Annotated in this window: 28 protein-coding genes and 1 riboswitch; of the genes, 5 read left to right on the top strand and 23 right to left on the bottom strand. The window is 49.5% G+C overall.

From position 1 onward, the window contains the following. From KI809_RS04395 to KI809_RS04505, 23 genes are all read right to left on the bottom strand, one after another. Nucleotides 1-1,203 (bottom strand): ABC transporter permease, encoded by a 1,203-nt coding sequence (locus tag KI809_RS04395; protein ID WP_214170271.1) that lies wholly within the window; start codon nucleotides 1,201-1,203, stop codon nucleotides 1-3. After that, the gene (locus tag KI809_RS04400) at nucleotides 1,200-2,372 is read right to left on the bottom strand and encodes an efflux RND transporter periplasmic adaptor subunit (RefSeq protein WP_214170272.1); all 1,173 of its coding nucleotides are present in this window, start codon (nucleotides 2,370-2,372) and stop codon (nucleotides 1,200-1,202) included. Before KI809_RS04400 ends, KI809_RS04395 begins: the two co-directional genes overlap by 4 nt. Nucleotides 2,373-2,396: 24 nt before the next feature. Further along, the gene (locus KI809_RS04405; RefSeq protein WP_214170273.1) at nucleotides 2,397-3,656 is read right to left on the bottom strand and encodes a TolC family protein; all 1,260 of its coding nucleotides are present in this window, start codon (nucleotides 3,654-3,656) and stop codon (nucleotides 2,397-2,399) included. Nucleotides 3,657-3,725: 69 nt separating this feature from the next. Further along, nucleotides 3,726-4,316, bottom strand: coding sequence for a TetR/AcrR family transcriptional regulator (locus tag KI809_RS04410; RefSeq protein WP_214170274.1), 591 nt, complete (start codon nucleotides 4,314-4,316; stop codon nucleotides 3,726-3,728). Between the two features lie 169 nt (nucleotides 4,317-4,485). Further along, nucleotides 4,486-4,656, bottom strand: a complete 171-nt coding sequence (locus KI809_RS04415) for a hypothetical protein (RefSeq protein WP_214170523.1) — start codon at nucleotides 4,654-4,656, stop codon at nucleotides 4,486-4,488. 22 nt (nucleotides 4,657-4,678) lie between these two features. After that, nucleotides 4,679-5,236: a hemerythrin domain-containing protein gene (locus KI809_RS04420; protein ID WP_214170275.1), complete on the bottom strand. Its 558-nt coding sequence runs from the start codon at nucleotides 5,234-5,236 to the stop codon at nucleotides 4,679-4,681. After that, nucleotides 5,236-5,691, bottom strand: coding sequence for an iron-sulfur cluster-binding oxidoreductase (locus tag KI809_RS04425; RefSeq protein WP_214170276.1), 456 nt, complete (start codon nucleotides 5,689-5,691; stop codon nucleotides 5,236-5,238). The genes KI809_RS04420 and KI809_RS04425 overlap by 1 nt, the downstream gene beginning before the upstream one ends. Nucleotides 5,692-5,694: 3 nt before the next feature. Then, on the bottom strand, nucleotides 5,695-5,916 hold the full coding sequence (locus KI809_RS04430) for a hypothetical protein (RefSeq protein ID WP_214170277.1): 222 nt from the start codon (nucleotides 5,914-5,916) through the stop codon (nucleotides 5,695-5,697). Between the two features lie 218 nt (nucleotides 5,917-6,134). After that, nucleotides 6,135-6,827: a hypothetical protein gene (locus KI809_RS04435; protein ID WP_214170278.1), complete on the bottom strand. Its 693-nt coding sequence runs from the start codon at nucleotides 6,825-6,827 to the stop codon at nucleotides 6,135-6,137. Nucleotides 6,828-6,834: 7 nt separating this feature from the next. Further along, nucleotides 6,835-7,293, bottom strand: coding sequence for an HPP family protein (locus KI809_RS04440; protein ID WP_214170279.1), 459 nt, complete (start codon nucleotides 7,291-7,293; stop codon nucleotides 6,835-6,837). 193 nt (nucleotides 7,294-7,486) lie between these two features. Further along, complete coding sequence (locus KI809_RS04445) at nucleotides 7,487-8,497, bottom strand: 4Fe-4S binding protein (RefSeq protein ID WP_214170280.1); 1,011 nt, start codon at nucleotides 8,495-8,497, stop codon at nucleotides 7,487-7,489. 63 nt (nucleotides 8,498-8,560) lie between these two features. After that, on the bottom strand, nucleotides 8,561-9,247 hold the full coding sequence (locus KI809_RS04450; protein WP_214170281.1) for a cytochrome c biogenesis CcdA family protein: 687 nt from the start codon (nucleotides 9,245-9,247) through the stop codon (nucleotides 8,561-8,563). Next, complete coding sequence (locus KI809_RS04455) at nucleotides 9,244-9,627, bottom strand: thioredoxin family protein (RefSeq protein WP_214170282.1); 384 nt, start codon at nucleotides 9,625-9,627, stop codon at nucleotides 9,244-9,246. Before KI809_RS04455 ends, KI809_RS04450 begins: the two co-directional genes overlap by 4 nt. Beyond that, nucleotides 9,624-9,851, bottom strand: a complete 228-nt coding sequence (locus KI809_RS04460) for a thioredoxin family protein (protein WP_214170283.1) — start codon at nucleotides 9,849-9,851, stop codon at nucleotides 9,624-9,626. The genes KI809_RS04455 and KI809_RS04460 overlap by 4 nt, the downstream gene beginning before the upstream one ends. Before the next feature lie 137 nt (nucleotides 9,852-9,988). After that, entirely contained in the window at nucleotides 9,989-10,633 is a 645-nt protein-coding gene (locus KI809_RS04465; RefSeq protein WP_214170284.1) for a DUF6448 family protein, read from the bottom strand. A gap of 116 nt (nucleotides 10,634-10,749) precedes the next feature. After that, nucleotides 10,750-10,998, bottom strand: coding sequence for a hypothetical protein (locus KI809_RS04470; protein ID WP_214170285.1), 249 nt, complete (start codon nucleotides 10,996-10,998; stop codon nucleotides 10,750-10,752). Between the two features lie 442 nt (nucleotides 10,999-11,440). Then, nucleotides 11,441-12,892: an ammonia-forming cytochrome c nitrite reductase subunit c552 gene (locus tag KI809_RS04475; RefSeq protein WP_214170286.1), complete on the bottom strand. Its 1,452-nt coding sequence runs from the start codon at nucleotides 12,890-12,892 to the stop codon at nucleotides 11,441-11,443. A gap of 105 nt (nucleotides 12,893-12,997) precedes the next feature. Further along, entirely contained in the window at nucleotides 12,998-13,402 is a 405-nt protein-coding gene (locus KI809_RS04480) for an HD domain-containing protein (protein WP_214170287.1), read from the bottom strand. 43 nt (nucleotides 13,403-13,445) lie between these two features. Next, nucleotides 13,446-14,174, bottom strand: coding sequence for an iron-sulfur cluster repair di-iron protein (ric, locus tag KI809_RS04485; protein WP_214170288.1), 729 nt, complete (start codon nucleotides 14,172-14,174; stop codon nucleotides 13,446-13,448). Between the two features lie 65 nt (nucleotides 14,175-14,239). Further along, entirely contained in the window at nucleotides 14,240-14,674 is a 435-nt protein-coding gene (locus KI809_RS04490) for a PAS domain-containing protein (protein WP_214170289.1), read from the bottom strand. 180 nt (nucleotides 14,675-14,854) lie between these two features. Next, a complete protein-coding gene (gene hcp / locus KI809_RS04495; RefSeq protein WP_281416782.1) occupies nucleotides 14,855-16,456 on the bottom strand; it encodes a hydroxylamine reductase in 1,602 nt (533 codons plus the stop codon). Between the two features lie 377 nt (nucleotides 16,457-16,833). Continuing rightward, entirely contained in the window at nucleotides 16,834-17,289 is a 456-nt protein-coding gene (locus tag KI809_RS04500; protein WP_214170290.1) for a helix-turn-helix domain-containing protein, read from the bottom strand. 99 nt (nucleotides 17,290-17,388) lie between these two features. Next, on the bottom strand, nucleotides 17,389-17,754 hold the full coding sequence (locus tag KI809_RS04505; RefSeq protein ID WP_214170291.1) for a hypothetical protein: 366 nt from the start codon (nucleotides 17,752-17,754) through the stop codon (nucleotides 17,389-17,391). A 117-nt stretch (nucleotides 17,755-17,871) separates the two neighbouring features. Continuing rightward, nucleotides 17,872-18,039: riboswitch (M-box (ykoK) riboswitch) on the top strand. Nucleotides 18,040-18,357: 318 nt separating this feature from the next. Between KI809_RS04505 and KI809_RS04510 the strand changes: the two genes are divergently transcribed. From KI809_RS04510 to KI809_RS04530, 5 genes are all read left to right on the top strand, one after another. Then, entirely contained in the window at nucleotides 18,358-19,629 is a 1,272-nt protein-coding gene (locus KI809_RS04510) for an NRAMP family divalent metal transporter (protein WP_214170292.1), read from the top strand. Nucleotides 19,630-19,642: 13 nt separating this feature from the next. Beyond that, entirely contained in the window at nucleotides 19,643-19,816 is a 174-nt protein-coding gene (locus tag KI809_RS04515) for a hypothetical protein (protein ID WP_214170293.1), read from the top strand. A gap of 14 nt (nucleotides 19,817-19,830) precedes the next feature. Then, nucleotides 19,831-21,099: a magnesium transporter MgtE N-terminal domain-containing protein gene (locus KI809_RS04520; protein ID WP_214170294.1), complete on the top strand. Its 1,269-nt coding sequence runs from the start codon at nucleotides 19,831-19,833 to the stop codon at nucleotides 21,097-21,099. Nucleotides 21,100-21,616: 517 nt separating this feature from the next. Continuing rightward, nucleotides 21,617-21,871, top strand: coding sequence for a PGPGW domain-containing protein (locus tag KI809_RS04525; RefSeq protein ID WP_214170295.1), 255 nt, complete (start codon nucleotides 21,617-21,619; stop codon nucleotides 21,869-21,871). Further along, nucleotides 21,868-22,152: a TFIIB-type zinc ribbon-containing protein gene (locus KI809_RS04530; RefSeq protein WP_214170296.1), complete on the top strand. Its 285-nt coding sequence runs from the start codon at nucleotides 21,868-21,870 to the stop codon at nucleotides 22,150-22,152. Before KI809_RS04525 ends, KI809_RS04530 begins: the two co-directional genes overlap by 4 nt. The last annotated feature ends 13 nt before the right edge of the window (nucleotides 22,153-22,165 follow it).

The raw sequence follows: 22,165 nt of genomic DNA on the forward strand, positions 1-22,165 counted from the left end.
TTATCCACCCAGGGCCTCCCCCGGCTCAACCTTGAGCGCCTTCCGGATACCCACAAAGCTCGAAATGATGCAAATTGCCATGACAATGACAAACAGTATCTGCATGTCAAAAGCCTCCAGGACGATCCGCCGGGGAAATTTTTCGTAGGTTAGCAGAATTAAGCCGTAGCCGATAAAATAAGCAATGAAGCCCATCAGCAGCGACTGCTGCAGAATCATGCCTATGATCACCCGGTTTTGTGCCCCGATCAGTTTCAGTGTGGCGATGACCTTGATCTTGTCGAGGGTCGAGGTGTAGATGATCAGGGAGATTATTACGGCCGAGATAACGAGGAGGATTACCCGGAAAAGCCCCAACTGCATCCTGGCCTTTTCAATCATCCCCTTAGCCAGGATTGCGGTCTGTTCGGCATCGGAAATGGGCTTGAAATGGTTCCAGCGGCTGATCCGCTCCTGCACATCATGAAGGTTTGCGCCCGGCGCCAATCTGACAACAATGGTGTTAACCGTGTGAGTTGATTCAGTGATAGCTGAGATATTCTGCTGCAGGTATTTTCCTTGGACAGGAGACAGAGTTTGAATATTGGCCAGATTGGCTCCGATCCGCTCACGGTCATTCCTGATGGCGTCGTTGTCTTTCTTGAACTGGATATCCTGCGCGTCGGCCAGGCTCACATAGGCAGCCGGGTCACCGCTGGAAGAAACAATCTTGCTGGTTATCCCTACGACGGTGTAATCATGGAGGCCCAGATGGATCTTTTCACCGATCTCCATCCCCATCGCCTTGGCAGCCACCATTTCATAGTGCTTCTGGCGGATACCACGCCCGGTAACAATCTCCGGCGGGCCGCCGAAGCCGCTCAATTCATACCCTATCAGGAAAAAACGGAATGGTTTGCCGTGACGCTCGATCTGGATCGTCTGGAAGGAAATCGGGGATGCCTCGGCCACACCGGGCACCGCCCGTATGCGGTACTTGATGTCTTCCGGGATGCGCGAACTCTCGGCAAACGGGCCGTTGGTATTCTGCTGCACAACCCAGATGTCGGCCTTATTCGCGTGCAGTATCGCCAGGGCGTCGGCGATGAGTCCCCGGTAAATTCCTCCCATGCTTATTACCACCCCGAGGAGCAGCCCGAGGCCGATGGAGGTCAGGATAAACCTGCCCCGGTGGTAGCGTATGTCCCGAATGGCGAGATTCATTTCGCAGCCCGTACCTTCATGCCTTCCTTGAATTTTGCCATGTTCGCGGGGGGAGCCACTGCTACACGGTCGCCGGCATCAAGCCCTGCAACGATTTCGCTCAGATTGCTCCGGTCCTCGATCCCGATAGTCACCTCTTTAAATGTTAACCGACCGTCTTTTATCACCCACACGCCCCGTTTTTTGTCCTTGGCGACAATGGCGGCGGATGGGAGCGACGGAGCATCTTTTTTTGTATCCGTGACGATGTACACATCGGACTGCTCCCCCAGACGGAACTGTTTCAGGGGCTCGCTGAAGGCCACATCCACCTCCAGCTCTTCGGTCACCCGATCGCTCTGGCGCCCCAAACGGGCAACCTGACCGGAGAGCTGTTCGCCGGACGAGGAACGTAGGGTGATTATGGCTTTTTTGCCGACAGCCACCCCTTTCAACTGTGATTCGTCCACGTTGGCCTTGACCCAGATGGTTCGGGGGTCTGCCAGGGTGAAGATCGACATCCCCGGCGAAACAGTGGCTCCCTTCTCCAGGTCACGGGTGATGATGACCCCATCCTGGGGAGCGTAGATCAGCGTATCTGCGACCCTGCTTCGGGCAAAACCAACGCTGGCCCGGCCAGCCTGCTGCTCCATGCGCACCGCCTCTACAGCTGCCTGGCTGCGGACGACCTCTTCCCTGGCTACCTTGCTGGCGGTATCATACTGTTCAGCCTCCAGCCTGGAGACGAAGTTCTTCTCGGCTAGGTTTTTGTACCGCTGGGCATTCCGTTCCGCCAGGGTCAGATTAGTCCTGGCCTTTTGGAGATTGGCCTGTTCTACACTCAGGTTGGCCGCTGATTTGCTTAGTACTGCCTCGGACTGCTGTTCCTGGTGGCGAAAGTCTTCATTTTCCAGCCTGACGAGGAGTTGCCCCCGTTTCACCAGATCACCCTGATCAGCGTACAGTTCCACTATTCTGCCGGTTATCTTGCTGGAAACACCGACCACAACCTTGGCCTCAACCGTTCCGTTGCCGTAGACCTGGGCAGTGAGGCCGCGTTTCTCAACACTCACGACATTTACCTTTGTTGGGGCTAAGATCGTCATTTTGAGAATGATCCCTCCAGCCACGAGAACAACGGGCCAGATCAAATATTTTTTCTTTCCTGCCAATCTATTCAAGAGATCCATACAGCACTCCTTTACCGGTAATTCTCATTGTTTGCCCACAGCCCTGTCGAGTCGTGCCAGTGCGGTGTAATAATCAAACTTTGCCTGAATGTTTGCTGTCTGGGCATCAAGCGTTTGGGACTGTGCATCGGTGACTTCGATGATGCTGCCGATTCCTTCCTGATAGCGCCCTTCCGCCAGCGATTTGCTTTCATTCGCTGCATCAACTTCTTTCTGTGTTGAAACTATACGGCCAGCGGCATCGTTTCCGCCAAACCAGGCAGATTCAACTTCTTTGATGATCTGAAGTTTGAGGTTATTCTGCCTGGCCTCGATGGAGTTCATAGCAGCAGTAGCCTCGCGCACCTGCTCAACGGAAGAGAAACCGGAAAAGAGCGGTACGGTCAGGTTCAGACCGACGCCCCAGACATTTCCGGTGGGTGGAAAGTCACGATCAGCATAGCCGATGTTGGCGACACCGGAGAGAATCGGCAAATAGCTGCTTTTGGCTGACGTGAGATTACCGGATGCTGCCGACTTCATGGCGGCAAATTGCTGCAGTTCGGCGCGGTTGCGCAGGGCGTCCTGTTGCAACGAGTTCCGCTCCGGCAATGACAGTAAAACGGAGGACGTTGCAACCGGGGTATGTTCTCCCAGGGAGGCGATCCCCATGGCATTGGCAAGTTCTACCCGGGCAATTTCTCGATTACTTTCCGCACGTATCAAATTCGTTTTAGCAGCAAAAAAGTTAGCTTCGGACCTGGCTACGTCCACCCTGGCCCTGATCCCCTGAGTGAAAAATTCCTGCGCCTGACGGAAAACCTCTTCACGAGCCTTGACGTTTTCTCTGACGGCCTGGACCTGTTTTTCAAGCGCAAGAACGAGATAGAAAGCAACCCTGACACGTAACGTCAAATCCTGTCGAGTCACGGCAAGGGTATTGTCTGCTGCTTCGCGGTTGCCACGGGCTGCTTCGACCACACCAGCGGTGCGGCCAAAATCATAGATGGTCTGTTTCAGATACAGTGACGCGGTGTTGGTTTCAGAAATCTTTATGGTTTCCTGGGCCGGAAAGTACGTCTGGCCTCTGATCCAGTCAGCAGTCAGGTTTATCTGAGGATAGTAATTTGCCAAAGCCTGGCCAGTTTTCGCTTCGGCACCGTTCAGGTTTTCCTTGGCTTCGATCACCTGGGGGTGGTTTTTCAGGGCTGTACCTAGCGCCTCGTCCAGCGTCAAGTCGGTTGCAGCATACAGCGGCTGAGTAGAAATCAGGAGAGACAACAGCACAAACACAAATCGTTTCATAAGGTTCCCTATGTCATGCTGAAAATTGAATATAAGGTGAATATATATTCACATTCGGTGCAAAAAAAATCAACGAATAAGGATCAGGAAATTTTGCCATAGTTTTTCCGCTTCCGGCCGTATTTCAAAGGATGCGTTACTTATTGTCCATCGTAACGTGGTAAACTGGATCATGCCAAGGAGTGTTAAGGCCGTTTCCCGGGGAGACAAGCCGGGTTTCAAATCACCTTCCGCTATGCCTGCGGCAATGACACCTGTTATAGTTTCGATATAATTACCAATACGCAGTGCGAGGGTGTCAGCAAGATTCCTCTGCCCCAGATGGATATCATCGGAGAATACGAAGCGTGGAATTCCTGGATGCTCTATGATAAGAGCGACATGGGAAAAATAGATCGTCTCCAGTTTTTCCAGTGGTTTCCGACTCCCTCCGGCGATAGCGGAAGCATTACTCATGACCGAACTTCCGATGAATTCTGCAACAGCGGAATAGATGTCGTCTTTCCCGCTGAAATGTCGGTAAATATTGGCCTCGCTCATTCCTGCTGATGCTGCTATTGCAGCGATGGTAAGAGCGCGAACTCCATTTTTACCTACTACCTCAAGGGCTGCCTGGATGATTTCTTCTTTACGAACGCGTGTGCTTTTTTTCTCTAGCATAGGCACCTCATGTGATTGTCTGTTCACATAATATGCCTGTTTTTACATATGTGCAAGCAGATTAAGCGAACGAATATAATCAGATTAAATGCCGGCCTATTAACCAGACTACGGTGATAGAAATATGAAACCGCTCCTTTTCCAAATCAGACGTGTGGAGTACAACGATTCAGCAGTCCGTTGACCGATCATTTACTCCGCTGGTTTGCTGCAGCTTGCTTTTAGTAATCTCACACTTCAGTCTCTTTTTGCGCAAGGCCGCACGCGTACCGAAGAACCCACCGGCAGCTGTCAATACCCAGATCGTTGCTGTAACCGCTATTTCGCTCGTGGTGATCATATTTTATTCTCCGAATTCAAGACTATTCCTGCTCATACTGCGTAACAATGGTTTGAAAACGCTTGCCAAACTCCGGGAGTACCTGAGCTTCTGCGGCTTCTGCGGCTTGATACCTCTGCAGGATGCCGGTACGCATAGTTTCGGGAATCACACGTTCTGCTAACGGGTAAAGAATTTCGTCTTCCTTACTTATATGGTCCCGCAGCAGGGCAGCATACCCCAGGGCATTATCTGCAATTGCCTGGTAAGTTTCTGTAAGCCCCGCTTGTGCCTCATGAACAGCAAATTCCATTGCGCGGACAAAGTTCCTGCCCTGATCATGTTCCATCAGCATGGCAGCTACAGGACTGTTTTCCTTCGGCATACCGTTGTCAACCAATGCTTTGAAAAGGACATCTTCTTCCTTGGCATGGTGAAAACGGTCAGCATACTGACGGATGAAGTCGATGCCATCAAGATAGAATTGCCAGTTGAGGTAATTACCTTCAGCTGTCCGGGGTGCATTTTTTTCAAGCAGGGCGATCATCCGCAAAATCAAACGGTGCTCGTCCACCAAGGCCTTGGTGATGTCTACTTTCATCAGTTCCTCCTGGCACCGTCGATACCGACAATCACTGTCTCCAGCGGGATATCCCGGCCACTTTTCTGAATCGCTTCTTTTACCATAATGTCCAGCCCTCGGCAGCAAGGCACTTCCATGATTGCCACGGTGACATGGGGCGTATCATTGGTTGAAAAAATTGTGGCCAGTTTATCTACATACGCGCCCGTATCATCCAGCTTCGGGCAGGCGATTGCCAGTGCTTTGCCCTTCAGCAGATCCTGATGCATGCTCCCCATGGCAAAAGCCACGCAGTCGGCACAGACCAGGATTTCCGCGTTCTTGAAGTACGGTGCGGTCGGCGGTACCAGATGGAGTTGTACCGGCCACTGCCTGAGTTCAGAGACGGCCCTGGTGTTATTTGTTTCGTCTGTTACCGGTCTTTCGATTACCTTCGCCATGCTGCCGGAGCAGCCACATCCCAGATTTCCCATGAGTTATTCTCCTTTTTTCGCTAAATGCGCGTTGATTTCCTGCTCAATTTTCGCTTCGTCTTCCTTGGATAAGCCGTGAATGGAAACAACATCCTTCAGCAGACAGATCCCCACCTTACAGGTGGTGCAGCCAATCTCGTAACGAGCGAGTATCTCGCCGATTTCCGGGTAGGTCTGCATCACATCCTGTATCGCTTTATCACCAAGTTCGTTATTGAAATTCATTGAACACCTCCTCGCTCTGTTATGAATCCAGCTTAGCGAAATAATTGACAGATTAGTTTGATGTGGGTCAACAAAGTAATTTCATTTTCGGAGGGAGAGCTACAATCGTGACGGGAGAAGAACGTGGTTATGTGAATCTCACCTCGTAAGGCAACAGAGTGAGGTACGGAGTCCATATACTGTGATTATCCACAAGACTCTGAGATAGCGCTTATGAACTACTGCGAATGTAATTTGAGTATATTGGTAACCTCTTGCTGCATGTTTTTCGTGTCGATCTTCGTCCACGACAAGAGTGAGCCCCAAGTCTTGGTTCCAGCCTTTACTTCAAGATAGAGCTGCTTGGCCGACTGTTTCGTCTTGGTGGCAATAACGGTGGCGATAATCAATTCCTGATTGTTGGCACCCGCTTTACGCATGTCGGACAAATCCCTCTCACTCAGCAATTGTTCCTTGAGAAAAAGCTCGTCAACCACCGCTTCTGATAATTGGTCAGTCAGTGCATTTGCGTTGAGAGTATTTGAAAACCGTGCTCCCAGGGATTTCGGAGGAAGATTCAATGGCACGACTGTATTCTTCCATGAATCACTTTTAGATTTGGCTTGGAGCAGGCTGTCCGGGGTCTTGCCGGCTTTTGAGGCGACCCAATAGGCTACCCAAAGATCGTCAGGAGAAGTGCCTTGCTGTTTTTTCATCACGATGCTCTTCTTGTCTGTTTTAAAGACGATGGCAAAGAAGGAGTTTTGCGTAGTGGCTAAAAAATACGCATCGGCAGCTGCTGGATGCGCGGCATCATAAGAACGGTCGGTAAAGCAATGACACGTAATTGCGGGTATGGCGTATGCCGACAGCGGAAATGTGAACATCGCAACAAGACAGAGAACTGTTTTGGTACCGGTAACGAGATGCATAAGAGACCTATAGCCAGTGTTTAGGATATGAACGGTGGTACACCACATTATTCGTAAAGATTGCCGTAACCAGGAGAATCAAGGCGCCTGCCAACACCGGCAACAGGATGAATCCCGGGCCAACCGCCGCTTGAACTCCGATCAGGGCGGTAGCCCCTCCCGGTGGATGGGTTGTATGAGTCAGGTTCATCACAAAAATTGATAGCCCAACTCCAAGAGCCATGGCAAATGTAGTAGACCCGAAGAGGGCAACGACAATTACTGCTACAATGGCGGAGACGAGATGCCCACCAACCAGATTGCGTGGTTGGGACAGCGACGAGTCAGTAGCTCCAAAAAGTAGAACTGCCGAAGCTCCAAACGACCCGATCAGCAAGGGATGACCGACCAACTTTGTGATCTCGCAAATTGCCAGGATGCCAAGAGTGGAACTCAGGAAACTCCAGAGTGCATAGTGTAGGGACATTTTTGGGCGTGGGCCCCACATGGGAGCCTTGCAGCGTATTGCAATTCCGGTGATTCTTCTTATCGGCACGAGCCTCTCCAGAGTTTTTACTTTATTCTTGATGAACACTCCCTTCACAATAATGTGGCCGACGCACGCAATGTTTCGGGTTTGCTATCTAATGCTTTGCCACATTTTATTGCGTCCTTCAATCTCAATGACTCAGGCTCTGAACAAGAGGGATGAGCCGTTGATAGTCGGAATAACTCAACGAGCTCTGCCAGTGCCCGCTGACCATCCCAGCACCTGTTCCCGCCATGAACATGAACACAACCACAGCAGGGAAAACCCACACCGGCAGCGGTCGCTTCCAGAAGACCGGCTGCATGGCGAGGACATTTCTCTCCGGGCAATGTGCCACACAGGTGAGGCACCCGGTGCACTCAGGCGAAGAAACTGCTGTGGAGGAATGCACTACAAGGCTAGAAGGACATATGGCGGAACAGCGTTGACATCCAGTACAACGAGTCGAGTCCCTTCGGATTTTGAAGGGACTGACGATACTTGCAAGTCCAAGTAATGCACCATAAGGGCAGAGATACCTACACCAGAACATTTTGTAAAAAAGTGAAAATAAGGTCAGGATTGCCAGCACCACCATGGTGGTTAAGGACATGCTCGTGAAGAAATGGAGCATTTTGACGTCGCTAACTGCCCAGTATGGAGCATCCAAAAATCCGCCAAGCGCTTCGACTGACATGTCCACCAGGATAAATTTCACAAACATCAGCAATAGCAGATATTTGATACTCCGCAATCCATAGTCAAGCCATCTCCATATTCGATAATTCCGGCCAGCTAACTTCCGGCCAATTTTGAATGCCCCTTCCGAAAGAGTGCCGACCGGGCAAAGCCATGAGCAAAATGATTTCTTGGCAAGCAGACTCATGAGCAAAATTGTCACGAATATTACCAGTGCAGCTGGATGTACCGGATGAATTTCTCCTGAAACCAGCCAGTACTTCAGACTTGTTAGAGCTCCGATTGGCAGAAAGCCTTCCACACCCGGAGGGCGGGAAACCAGCGGAACGACTGCGCCACGTTCAACAGAATTGACAAACATGCCGAAGCGGATGCCGATCCCGATCACCCACAACATAAAGCACCACTGCACAACAGTCCGTATGGTACTGGCAGATTTTGTAGAAATCCCATTTAGGTACATGATTATCCTCTTCGTATCATGGGCATTTGCCGAGATACTCTTCTCAATCCTTTTTATAAGCGCCTAGAATGCCTGCCAGATGAACCAGGCCCCGGCAAGAGAGATTATGAAACCACTTATCTTTCTGCTCCAGTTCGAAAAATTGAGCACCCCTCGCGCTTTGGCAAAAGACTCCACAAAACCGGTAAACGTCCCGGCAACGAGCATGAGTAGACAATGGCCGACAGCATAGCTGAACATCAGCATGATGCCGTAGAGAACCTGACCCTTGCCGGTGACGACGGTCAGTAACACAACCATTACCGGTGTGGCGCAGGGCGAAGATACAAGGCCAAAGAACAGACCAAGCATGAACGCTCCAATGATACCGCCTTGTCTCGGCTTGAAATCGCGCTTGATCGGCAGACGGATTTCATACAACCCCATCAGCTGGCCACCCATTACCAGTGCCACGGTACCGGCAATAGCATACCACCAAACACCGACCACCCCGAAAACCGTGCCGAGCAATCCGGCTGCAGCGCCGAAGGCTGTGAAGGTGAGAGACAGTCCAACAATGAACATCAGGGAATAACGGAATGCCTTCCAGCGGTCACCATCGCTATATCCGCCGACGAATCCGACCACCAGCGGGATTGTGCTGAGTACACAGGGTGAAGCTGAAGAGATGACGCCTGCCAGAAATACTGCACCGAAAGCCAGCAAAGGATAGGCAGCAATGACCTGCTCAATGTTATCGATGAAGGTCACTTGAGCCCTGCCGATTTCAATCCTTTGACGATATTTTCTTTGTCCATAAAACCGGTGTGACGTTGTATCTCTTTCCCTTGCGGGTTGATAAAGATTTGGGTGGGCAGCATCTGAACGCGGAATTTCTGGGCGGTTGTTTGGTCCGCACGTACGTCAATGAAGAGAATATTGGCACGGCCCTGGTACTCATTGGACAGAGATTCCAGGTAGGGTGCCATCTTCTTACATACGGGACAGGTGCGGAGGCCGAAATCGATCAATGTCGGCTTGCCGGACGACAGGGCCTGATTGACGGCTGTCGCGGTAGCTGCAGGGAGTTCGGCCCTGGCAGTACTTGTAAGCATCACGATTATGGCTAACACCTTAAAGGGCAGTCTCATAGCATTCCCTTGATTTCGGCTACTGACAACATTTTGCCCGAACACTTGAGCTGACCGTCGATAACCAGCGCGGGTAGAGTGGTGACGCCATATTTTAACATTGCGGTTATTTCCACGACCTTCAGCACCTCGCCCTGTTTCCCACTTTCATCGAGTGCTTTCTTTGTATTCTCGTAAAGTGTGATGCAATCGGCACAACCGGTGCCTAATACTTGTATTTTCATTGTAAAATCTCCTTATTGGTCACGTATCAATAGTCCACGATATGGTACTCGCAGTAAAAAGCTGCCTGACGGGGCGTTGTCCCTGCCAGGCAGCAATCCTGTGTTATGAGGTCAAATCTGATACACCTCTAATAACGTCAGTGTGTAGAGTGCGCTGACTCTTTTTTATGCGCGTTATGTTTTTCGACTTTGCCATGCTCGCCATGTGCGCCTTTAGCGGTTGCATCCTGATGAAGCCGCTCTACATAATGGGTGTACGCAACATAAGCTTCCACAAATTCCCGTCCCTGGGCAACACTTTCATCCTTATGCTTGTATGTAGTCGCTGCATGCTCGTAACGGGTCTTGATACCAGCGGATACATCATCGGTGACCAGTTTCACCAGAGCGTCGGCTGAACCGCTCGTCAAGGCCTTGTCCGCTGCGGCAACGGCCGGTTCTACTGCGCCAGCCGGTTTCAGACCGGTAAATGATGCACCTTCTCCGGCCCGATGGATTTTGACAAGGGTTGCGAAGAATTTGTGCTCTGTTTCTTCCTGGTTCTTTGATTTACTGGACAACACTTTGTTAAAGGCAGCTCGGACAGCTTTTTCATCCTTTGGCTTCACCCATTTCAGAATTGGAGTGATATCCTTGCCTTCGATCGCCATTCTGGCATCCTGGATAACCGGGCCGTCCAGGGTGTCACAATGGGCAGCAGCTTCGCGCGGGGTTGCAAGAAATAGCACCGTAAATACTGAAACTGCCAACATGCCTGTTTTAAATATGTGTGTATATCTCATGAGTTATTCTCCTTTATGTGTATGGTTTGACGGTTGATTCACCAGTACTAAGCGAATTTGCACGTTATTGCCGGGACTGCCTTACAACGAAGGAAGATAATGCCGGCAGATATGAGTCAAACGTTATATTTCGGGGGGATTTCCAGCGGAGCGCCGTAGCCTGGCAGAAAGGCACCGTTGTATGAGACCTTGTGAAGCGAAATGAGCGGAGAGTGTTTAACTACCGTACCGGAGACAGCGTCGCATGGTGCATCAAGTTCGTGGCAGTGGGGAATCTGATCGTGCCGGTCCCCGGATTCATGGTCGGCATCGGCGTCAGAATGGACACACGCGGTTTCCGTATGACCGGTTTCACTTGTACTCATATTAGTTGAGATGTAGAGCGAACCGGTAAGCGGTAGACAGATCTGAACCAGCAGTAATAATATTATTACTATCCTACTATGTCTGTTTGAGAACATCATAAGCATCTTCCGATGTACTACGTCCTGAATTTGAAAACTCTTGCTCAACGATCTCATGGTATGTTCGCAATAAGTTTGATTCAGGTCAATTTAAGAGTAATAAACAAAATAACTTGATATATGTTGAAATCTAGCCACATGTCCCTGCCAATTTAGTTTCGCAAACAGCCTTATGCACCTACAATTCCCTCTCTTTCTTCCACCTCGCAGATACGTCCCACATGATCAAGGCACAACCCCGCTTACGGCCAGTTTCATCGCTCACCGAAGATTCAAATGACGAAAAGCCGAAATAGCTGTCTAAAACCGGAGAGCGGATATGTGCCGCTCTCCGGAAATGGAGTTATTTAGCTTCGGGGGACTTTATCTCATGCTCGGGTCTGAACATGATTTTTTTTGCACCCCGGTTGTTGGTGTACTTTGAGAGTTCAAGGTCGATCTTTTCCGGCACCTTTTCTCCAGCCTGCGCGAGCAGCTTGCGAAGCTGTGCCTCGGCAGATGCTGCATGTTTTAGGGCATCGGTTAAAACACGCATGGTTTCTTTTGGGTTATGGAAACCGTTAGAGTTCTCTGCCCCGATGAATATGACACGATAGATGGCTTGTTCGTAATGCTCTTTTGCCTCAGCGTAGAGGGCCTTGTCGATCTTTTTACCTGTAGCCTCGACCTTGTTCGCCATCTCGAACAGCTTGGCGTCGGTTGCTGTTGCATAACCCGCCTTCAGGTACACAATCATGGTGTTATCCTGGATAGCAAAGATCTTATCGCGAAGTGCTTGCGGCTTCTCGTCATGGCAGGCTGCACAGGCGACCAGATCATTTTTGAGCGGGCTCATGATCCTGTGATCGGAAATCTTCTGACCATCTCTTGTAACGGTCGGCATGTGGCAATCCGCGCAACTCACCCCGTTGACCCAGTGTGGGCTGTTGTTGGAAAAGAGTTCATACTCCGGGTGACGAATAAAGCCCAATTTGAAACCCGTCACGCTCTGAGTCCACTCTGCGTTTGCAGGTGAGCTCTTGATCTGGGTAATTATGTTTTCAATGCTAATATTGCCGGCTTTGCTGCCCTGCCAAGGAAAGACGACATCCGTCGAATGCATCTCTTTGTCCTTGCTGATTATGTAGCTGACATGACACTGGGCACAGACCAGGGTCCGCTTTTCCTGGGTAGTGAGCTTTGCTTCGTCCACGCCGATAACCTTGAGTGCCTTGCCCAGCGTGAAGCCACGGGAAATCTTGAGGGCCATGCCTCTGTTGTCGTGGCAGTCAATACAGGAGACACCGAGGGTCTGCTGGTCCTTCGGAAGTTTCGCAAGCACTTCCTTGTATGGAGTTGAGAAGTAGGCTTTCCCCATCTGTTGCTCAAGTGCCGGTGCGTAAGGCGTTTTACAGGTCAGACAAGAGCCCCCTGCTTTCACCCTGCCAGGATCAACTTCAAGCTGATCCTGAACCATGAAGTAGTGTCCACGCGGTTCCCGGTATTCAGAGCCAAAACCCCAGCCATTGTAAAGCAACGCCAGAAACGGGTACTCGTCGAGTTTGTCCCGACGATCCTCGCCGACATCGTAGCCCTTCTTGTATTTGCTCTTCCCAGCCGGGGTCGGCTCGCCGGTCTGCTTCCATAGTTCATACTGAGTGGGATATACTTTACCCCACTCAGCTGGGTCAATCGTGCCGTCTTCGATTGCCACAGTCTTCAAGGGCTCTACCTTCTTTGGCGAGCATCCTGACCAAATTGCCGTAGCTGCCAGTATTGCCAGTACGGTGAATCGACTCACATACTTCGTCTGCATGTCCTACCTCCTATGGTTGGAATATTTACGCTACAACTGTAAATTTGAACTGTTGCTTCACGAGAAAATTTTATTCAAATGGAAGCTGAAGACATAGATTTGAGTCTATCTCTCGCCTTCCAGCTTGTTCACGATTCTGTCAGCCTCTTTGATGATTTTAAGTTCTACATAATCATGCCTTGAAGGAGAATGATGATTAGCAATGATTTCATACACTTTCATTGTTTTACAATCCGGGAAGCCGATGCTAGCAAGCAGCTTTTCGGCAATCGGTGGACCATATTTCTCTTGAGTCTTGCCATTATTATATCCAAGGATCTCTTCAGATTGTTTTATGCCAATATCGTGTAAAAGGGCGGAGGCGATCAGAATCTCATAATCACAGCACTCGGCATTTTCCATAATTATCTCGGAATGTTTTAGTACTTCTAATGCATGCGAAATTCTTCGAAAATCATTTTCAAAGTAATTCACCAATAGTTTTACAGCTCTAGCTTTGAAATAATCCATATCTGTTCTGACCCTCAAGAATGACCTAACTATCGTAAAGGTTCTAAAGTTGCGACGCTTTGGGGAAAAGGATGTTGTTCTCCAGATGGACGTGTTTGTGGAGATCATCCTCAAACTCTTTGAGCTTTTGATATGTGATCATGAATGTATTGCACGTGTCTTTTGGTATTGCATAATCCTTTGAAAGGTGTCGAATCATGTGAATAGCATCGCCGATCTCTTCGTGCTCGCGGCTGAGTTTCGCAAGTGATTCCTTAACCACATTGGAATCCTCCTTCGATGGTGCATTGCCAGCTTTTCTTTCAGCATCGGCCCGCTTTATCGCGGGGAAGAAAACTTCTTCCTCCTCCCGGAGATGTGCGGCCATATCTGTGGCTATCTTTCCGAAGATGGTGGCGATCTCGATCACCTCGGGATGATGAGCACCATGGACTTCTGCAATTTTTCGAGCGTATATGGCAATTTGTTCGTCGTTTTCTTTGAGATATGCATGATGGGTATTGACTATGTAATCCACCAGGAAGGGGAGCTCCCATGAGGTGTAATTTTGGCTACGATCAATCTGTTCACTTTTGATTGCTTCGATCTCCCGCAATAACGTGTCGGGGTTGATAGCCTTTTCCTGACATATTGATGATAGAGCAACCTTACCACCACAGCAAAAGTCAATCCCGTGAGACTCAAAGACCTTGGCAGTTCTATAATCGGCGGCAACTATCTCACCGATTGTTGTATTTAGTGTGTAATTCGTTTGAAGAGTTGATTCTTTCATGTGTGTTCTCCTCTGAATCAGTGTTGGCCGGTATTAGTCTGCCATCTGACTCATTTTGTTGAATCCTAATCAGGTGATCCTGCCAGTTTTGATTCACAAACAGTCAATCGCTCTTTCAATTCCTTCTCCTTTTTCCATCGTTCGGTGACATCCCGCATGATCGATGCACAGCCCTGCAATTGGCCTGCTTCGTCGTGCAGCAGTACCATGCTGAATTCTAGCGAAACACGGGATCCGTCTTTACGAATTCCAGGTGATGACAGGAGACCTGTCTTATATTTCGTCTCTCCAGATGCCATTACCCGGTGATAGCCATCCCAGTGGCGGCCCCGCAGATTTTCAGGAATAATCAGATCAAGTGATTGACCAACAGCTTCAGCTGCCGTGTGTCCAAACATTTGCTCTGCTCCGCTGTTCCAATAGCTGATAATTCCTTCCCGGTCTGAAATGAGGATTGCATCCGGAGCATTATTAACTGCTTGAATCAATATCCTGTCCATATTTCCTCCAATTTGTGACTTGTCGTATGTCCCAATGATTAAATGATACACCGATGGCTATGTTTGTATTTTGACCCACATCAATAAAAGAACATAAACTAGTGTAGTACACAAAAAAAGATGAGCGCCCCACGGGGACCCGCGAGGCGCTCATTATTCAACGGTGTTATTTGGAAAGTGTTATCCCAGCATGGCCTTCATGTCGGCATCAACCGTGGTGATCGGTCCGACGTTGAAGTTTTCAACCAGGAAGTTGAGGACGTTGGGGGTGATGAAGGCCGGCAGTGTCGGCCCGAGCTTGATGTTCTTGATGCCGAGGTGGAACAGGGTCAGCAGAATGACAACCGCCTTCTGCTCGTACCAGGACAACACCATGGAGAGCGGCAGGTCGTTGACGCCGCACTCGAAGGCACCTGCCAGGGCTACGGCAATCTGGATAGCGGAGTAGGCGTCATTGCACTGGCCAACATCCAACAAGCGTGGGATTCCGCCGATATCGCCGAACTCCAGTTTGTTGAAGCGGTACTTACCGCAGGCCAGTGTCAGTATAACGGTGTCCTTGGGAGCCTTCTCGGCAAACTCGGTGTAGTAGTTGCGGCCGGACTTGGCGCCGTCGCAGCCGCCAACCAGGAAGAAGTGCTTGATGGCACCGGACTTGACCGCGGCAATTACTTTGTCAGCCACACCCAGGACGGCGTTATGGCCGAAACCGGTCAGGATCTCTTGGCCCGGATTTTCCGGCAGGGCCGGGCACTCCAGTGCTTTGTTGATGACAGGAGTAAAGTCCCAGCCGTCGATGTGCTTGACACCGGGCCATGCCACCAGGCCCCAGGTGTAGAGACGGTCGGTGTAGGATTCGGCCGGTTTCTGGATGCAGTTGGTGTTAAAAATAATGGCACCGGGGAAATTGGCGAATTCCTTGGCCTGATCCTGCCATGCGCCGCCGTAGTTACCAACCAGATGGCTGTATTTTTTCAGGCCGGGATAGCCGTGAGCCGGCAGCATCTCGCCATGGGTATAGACATTGACCCCCTTGCCTTCAGTCTGTTTAAGGATCTCCTCCATCATCTTCAGGTCGTGGCCGGATACCAGAATTGCCTTGCCGGCCTTGGTGCCCAATTGTACCTGAGTCGGGACCGGGTGGCCATAGGCGTCGGTATGGGCGGTATTCAGGAGTCCCATGACGGTCAGGTTCTGCTTGCCGCACTCCATTGAAAGACCAACAAAATCCATTAGACCCAGGTTGGCGTCGGTGGTTGCTGCCAATGCTTTCTGGAAAAATGCCATGACTTCATCATCTGTCTTGCCCAGGATCATGGCGTGATCCATATAGGCTGCCATGCCTTTGAGACCCAGCGTCAAAATTTCGATGACTGAACGAATGTCTTCGTTGACATGCAGGGTACTAAGGCCGTGGGCTTCGCCCTGCGCAACCATACCAGCCAGATCATCGGCCGGCTTCCAGTCAGCTACCGGACCAGTGATAGTTACACCGGCAGCGGTTTTGGCCTTCTCTTTCAACTCGTAGCAACGCTTGATCAGGTCGCCAATGCGGGCTGCTTCAAAGTCAACGTTAGTGACGGTGCTGAAGAGCCCCTCGATGGTGAAACGATCGATCTCGGCATTGCGGCCGAGCTTGACAGCGTAGAGGGCCAGAGATTTGAGACCGTACAACAGGTGATCCTGCAGGGCCGCTACATCGGGTTTCTTACCGCAGACACCGGAAATGTTACAGCCGGTGCCGTTTGCTGCCTGCTCGCATTGATTACAGAACATACTCATCTTTTTTATTCTCCTTTGGTTTGTTGTTTAATTGATTTGACTGATAGATTTATAACTGTGTAACCTTACATTATACTTCGTTTAGTGACATTTGCTTGACCGTAGTCAAAAAACTGCTAAACAGATAGGCTTTCCTTTTCTAATCAGCAAATGATCTTTTTGCCGTGTAGGCTTGGAGAGAACTCGCTTGTCTGACGCATAGAAGTCGCCAACCTGGTTGTGGTGAAGCTCTTCAGCGACGAAGAGAATTCGAACCGATATACTTTCGGGAGACACTTTGACGATAAGCTCGCCCTGCTGCCCAAGTGGATTCGCAGGCCGGTAAAGATAAATGATGATTTCTGACAGCACATGCAGGTTATTATTTTGGCGATCACTTACTGACTTTCCAGAAACCGCTCAATCCTCTGAAGGCTCTTATTGAACGGCTTCCTCGTCGCACTCAACCATTCGTACAGCTGATCAGGGTGAATTTTCATCTGATTTCCCAGTGCTACCACTGTAAGCCCTTGCACTCTCCTATACCATGCAAGCCGTCCAATAGTATCATCCGGACAGTCGAACGGAATATAACCTAGAAATTTGATAATACTTGGATTATATTGCAGTTCCGGTTCGGTGCCATGTTCCCAGTTCCAGATAGATGATTCGGTGACTCCGATGATCTCTGCGACTTCTCTCTGGAGGAGGCCAACATCCATGCGTTTCTTGCGGATGTGTTCACCGACTGTGATGGGGAATTCTGGATAACCGGGAAGCTGCTGTTTTTCGAGAGGAATTTGAATTGAGAACGAGTGCCGTTTTAAGTGGGTATAGTAGAGAAAGGTTAACACACCCCTGAATTTGCCGGGTAGTCCTTAAATAACAGGCTGTTACACTCCGACTGAGTGTGAAGCTTTCCAACTTTCCTCAATGATCCAGTCAGTTCCCATTCAAAGGTTCTTATCCCCCAGATCAAGATGAAACTTGTGTATAAACCGATGATAGACCGGGGTAAATAGAACTCCGCAAAAAGTCAGGAAAGCCACTCCGCTGAAGATTGAGTAAAAAGCTGCAAAAAGCTTAGCTGTATCGGTTTCAAGTTTATCAACTGGTCCCATACCGGTCAGGATCATCGATGCGTTCAAAAAGGAATCTATCCAGCCCAGATTCGCCGTTATATGATATCCAACCGTCCCGACACCTAACGAAAACACCAAAAACAGACACCCGAAAAAACCATACCACCCCATACGGATTATAAAATCACGCTTTGACATCAGTTGTGAGTTTTTGTGTTCCAATTTGACACGTTTCATGGTCACCTCATTATTTCACCAACGGATATATGTGAGATGAGAGCAAGAGTCAACGTGTCAGTGGTGTGGATACAAAATTCTTGACATACTATTTATGAAGGCGTATGTGGAAAGGGTTGAATTCCTCGTTAGCATGAGGCGTTTGCACAAACACAGGCTACTGCCCGGAAACGTCGAAAGACGCCAATGGGTAGACCAGGTCTTGCCGGATTAAGGCTTGACTTAAGGTAGCTGGTCAACCGACCTACGTTGTGCACTGCCGAAAACCTACGAGAGGGGAATCATGGCACGTTATGTATCAGGCCACGGTTTTCCGTGGCCTTTTTTGTTGTCCCATGTCAAAAGCGAAGGGTGGTGGTTATCCAAATTGGACAGTCATAGTAAGAATTCAATCGCATCGATACCCAGTCGGTAACTTCCTCAAGACTCTTTCTTCAGGTTTTTCCGCTGGGCCATGCATCTATCGGCCAGCGGAGAGACTTCCTCATTATCGTTCTCTCTCCCCAAGCCTAATCGCGTCTGCAGATTGATTCAAAATTGATCAACAATATTGGTTCGCGGTTTAACAAATTCTGCGCAACTTCTGGCTGAAGGAGGTTTCACGTGCTCAGTATTTCAAAGCTCTACTACGAATTCCGTCGTATTTGGAAGGCTATTAAGCTCTTTTTTATCATCTCCGGACCTGGCATTGTCGTCATGGTAGCCGATAATGACGCCGGCGGCATAACAACGTATGCCGCTACCGGCGCCAAGTACGGCTACCACCTGATCTGGTTTCTGCTTATCCTGATACCAGTCGCCTACTACGTTCAGGAGATGACAGTCCGACTGGGGGCAGTCACCAAGCGGGGTCACGGCGAAGCAATCTTCGCCGGTTTCGGCGCCTTCTGGGGCTGGTTCTCATTGATCGATCTAATGATTGTCAATTGGCTGACCCTGGTCACCGAGTTTATCGGCATGACTTCTGCGCTCAGAATCTTTGGCGTCCCTCCCTGGCTAACAGTACTTGGAGTCTGCGTCCTGATGGGTATTATGGTTCTAAATGGACGCTACTGGACATGGGAGAAGATTGCCCTGGCCTTCTGCGCGGTCAACCTGATCTATATCCCCGGTGCCTTCATGGTCCAACCGTCTGTGCATGACATCATTCAGACCGGCTTCGTGCCCCATATACCGCCAGGAGGCTTCACCAATGAACTCTTCTTCTTCCTGATGGCCAACATCGGCACCACCATTGCTCCTTGGATGCTCTTCTTCCAGCAGAGTGCTGTGGTTGATAAAGGAACAAGGGAAAAGGACATCCCTTGGGGCAAACTGGATACCCTAGTCGGGTCGTTTCTTACCGTGGTGGTAGCGATCTTTATTGTGATAGTAACCGGTACCATTCTGCCCGGCGTCAATATCGACGATGCCGCCCAAGCTTCGATCATGCTGATGAAGAGCCAGAAATATGCCGGTACTTTCATGGCCATCGGCCTTTTTGACGCCGGCCTGCTGGGAGCGATCTGCATCTCACTGGCCAGTTCATGGGCTTTTGGCGAAGTTTTCGGCTGGGCGCACTCGCTTAACAACAAGATCCGCGAAGCGCCATGGTTTTACGCTAACTATTTCCTGACCCTCATCACAGCCGGACTGGTGGTACTGATTCCCAAAGCACCGCTGGTGCTGATTACCCTGTTCGTGCAGGTCATCGCGGTGACCCTGCTGCCGGCTGCACTGGTCTTCCTGATCCTGCTGCTGAACAACAAGAAGACAATGGGAGAATATACCAATACGCTGTGGCAGAATATCGTTACCTGTAGCATCGTGGTGGCGATTGTTATTCTCTCGACCCTCTACGCGGTCAGCACGCTGTTCCCGAACTTGTTAAAATAGGAGGCAATTAGCCATGATCAGAGATTTCTTTTCCCATAATTTCGCCAAGGTGCGTGAGATCAATCAAAAATATTCAAAACCGAATGTCGAGATGTCAGGCTGGGTGAAAGGCTCCTTGCTGTTTTTACGCTTGTACCTCGTTCTGCTGGTCGGGCTGCTTTTGTACAAGTTCATTACTCTCCTGTGAAAGCGAGGTGCGCCATGAACCATATGAAAAATATTCAGAACGATCATATATTCTTCCTGAGTGATCTGACCGGCATCCCGGTATGCAATCAGGGCAAAAAAATCGGCAAGCTCGATGACCTGCTAATCGTAGAGCACGAGAAAGTTGCCGAAGTGACTCACGTTATCGTGAGCCGTCCCTTCGGGTACAAGTCATTGATGGTGCCACTTGCTAGAATCGATGAATTGAAACGGGACGGAATTGAGCTCTCCCTACAGAACCTGGAGGCATTCGAAGCTGAACCAGAAGATAATCAGGTTCTGCTCAAGGACCATATTCTGGACAAGAAGGTGATTGACCTTGATGGCAACGAAATCGACGTGGTCTACGATGTAAAGCTGTTACTGCGGAATGCCCGCCTTTACGCTACCGATGTTGACTTCAGCCGATATGGACTGCTGAAACGGCTTGGCCTGCGGTATGTGGCCCAATTCGTATATCACCTTGCTGAGATGTTCAAGAAGGAGACCATCCCTTGGACCTATGTCCAGCGTCTTCCGGAGAAAATAGGCAGTTTCAAGGGGAATGTGCAACTCAAAATTCTTAAGGAGGCTCTGCCGGACATCCATCCGGTGGATTTGGCAGATATCCTGGAAGAACTTTCTGAAGAACAGCGCCTTGCCATTTTTAATGAACTTGAAACGGATCAGGCATCGGACACCCTGGAGGAAATGGAACCACGGGTACAGCGCATTCTGATTTCTTCCATGAACAAAGAGCGGGTCGCCGACCTCATAGATGAAATGACCCCCGCTCAGGCGGCTGATGTTCTCTCGGTATTGCCGACTGACCAAGCGGAAGAGATTCTCGACCTGATGGAGCATGACGAAACAGAGAAGATCGAAGCGCTTCTGGAAAATCAGGTTAATACCATTACTAACCTGACGACCAATGCCTATATCAGGTTCCTCCCTGATGTTCATACCGACCTGGTCATTGCTGCTTATCGCACGGTCAGCCAAGAGTCTGATGTTCTCGACTATGTCTTCGTCGTTGATCATGACAACAAGCTCAAAGGCGTTGTCAGCCTGCCTGAGCTTCTTATGGCCAAGCAAAGTACGCCTTTGTCCGAGATAATGACGACCCAGGTCATCAGCCTGGATTGCAACGACTCCATTGCCGATGCCGAGGAGAAGTTCAAGCGTTATGGCTTTTCAGCGTTGCCGGTGCTTGATGAAGAGGATACTATTCATGGCATTGTTCCATACCGGGACATCATGCAGTTGGAACATAATTATTCGTAATGATTTCGCCATAGTGTATAGTCATATCTATCTAAAAATGTACATTGATGATATAAATAAAACATTTTAGATAGGACGTTCGTAGATAGTTTGGTGTATTGGAATTTGAGATCTAGGTGAACTTCATGAAGATTGTATCCATCATATTGATCGTTCTGTATCTCATACTTCCTGTGGAATGTCTGGCACATCCTTGTTCATCTATTGGCGAACTGGCCCATAAAGATACATGTGAGTATCTGACTACTGACCAAGATCATGAATGTCCCGTAAATCATGATGCTGATGATTGTGAAACAACCTGTTGTTGCGCCGGTCAAATATTGGCCGACATCGTGCCGAAAATAATCTCCCAAGTAATTATCGAGCGAACATCCCTATATGAACCTCAACTTGCTCTGCCACGTCTATTAGACAGGATATTTGTCCCCCCGCAGAACCACGCCTGACTTTACCGCTTGTGGCTCAGGCTGCATCGAATTCATTGTAATTACCAAAAACAAGAGCATTCTTTATCATGAAGCAATGGTCGCTTAAAAAGCTGAAGCGTCTTCTCGTGGCAGTTGTCGGCATTACCATTCTTATAATTGGTATTGCCATGATAGTTCTGCCCGGTCCGGCAGTTGTCGTAATTCCTCTTGCATTGGGAATTCTTGCCACCGAGTTTGCCTGGGCCAGGAGAATGCTTCACATTGTAAGGGATCGCATACAACGCTCTACTAGCAACGCTAAAACCAATAACGAACAAAATCATAGGGAGAAATCGTTATGAAATGCCCGATTTGCACAGGAATAGACCTTAAAATTGCCGAACGCCAGGGAGTAGAAATTGATTTTTGCCCAGAATGTCGTGGTGTCTGGCTCGACAGGGGAGAACTGGATAAAATCATCGAACGGTCAACTACACAAACACCAACTCATACACAATTGGAACCTCAAAAATACTACTCCGGCGACATTCAGCAGCAGTATGGAAAACATCATGATGATCATGGCTATGGTCATAACGGCCAATACAAGAAAAAGTCCTGGCTGTCAGATTTGTTCGACTGATATCAGTCTCGGA

The sequence above is a fragment of the Geoanaerobacter pelophilus genome, assembly GCF_018476885.1.
GTDB classification, from domain to species: domain Bacteria; phylum Desulfobacterota; class Desulfuromonadia; order Geobacterales; family DSM-12255; genus Geoanaerobacter; species Geoanaerobacter pelophilus.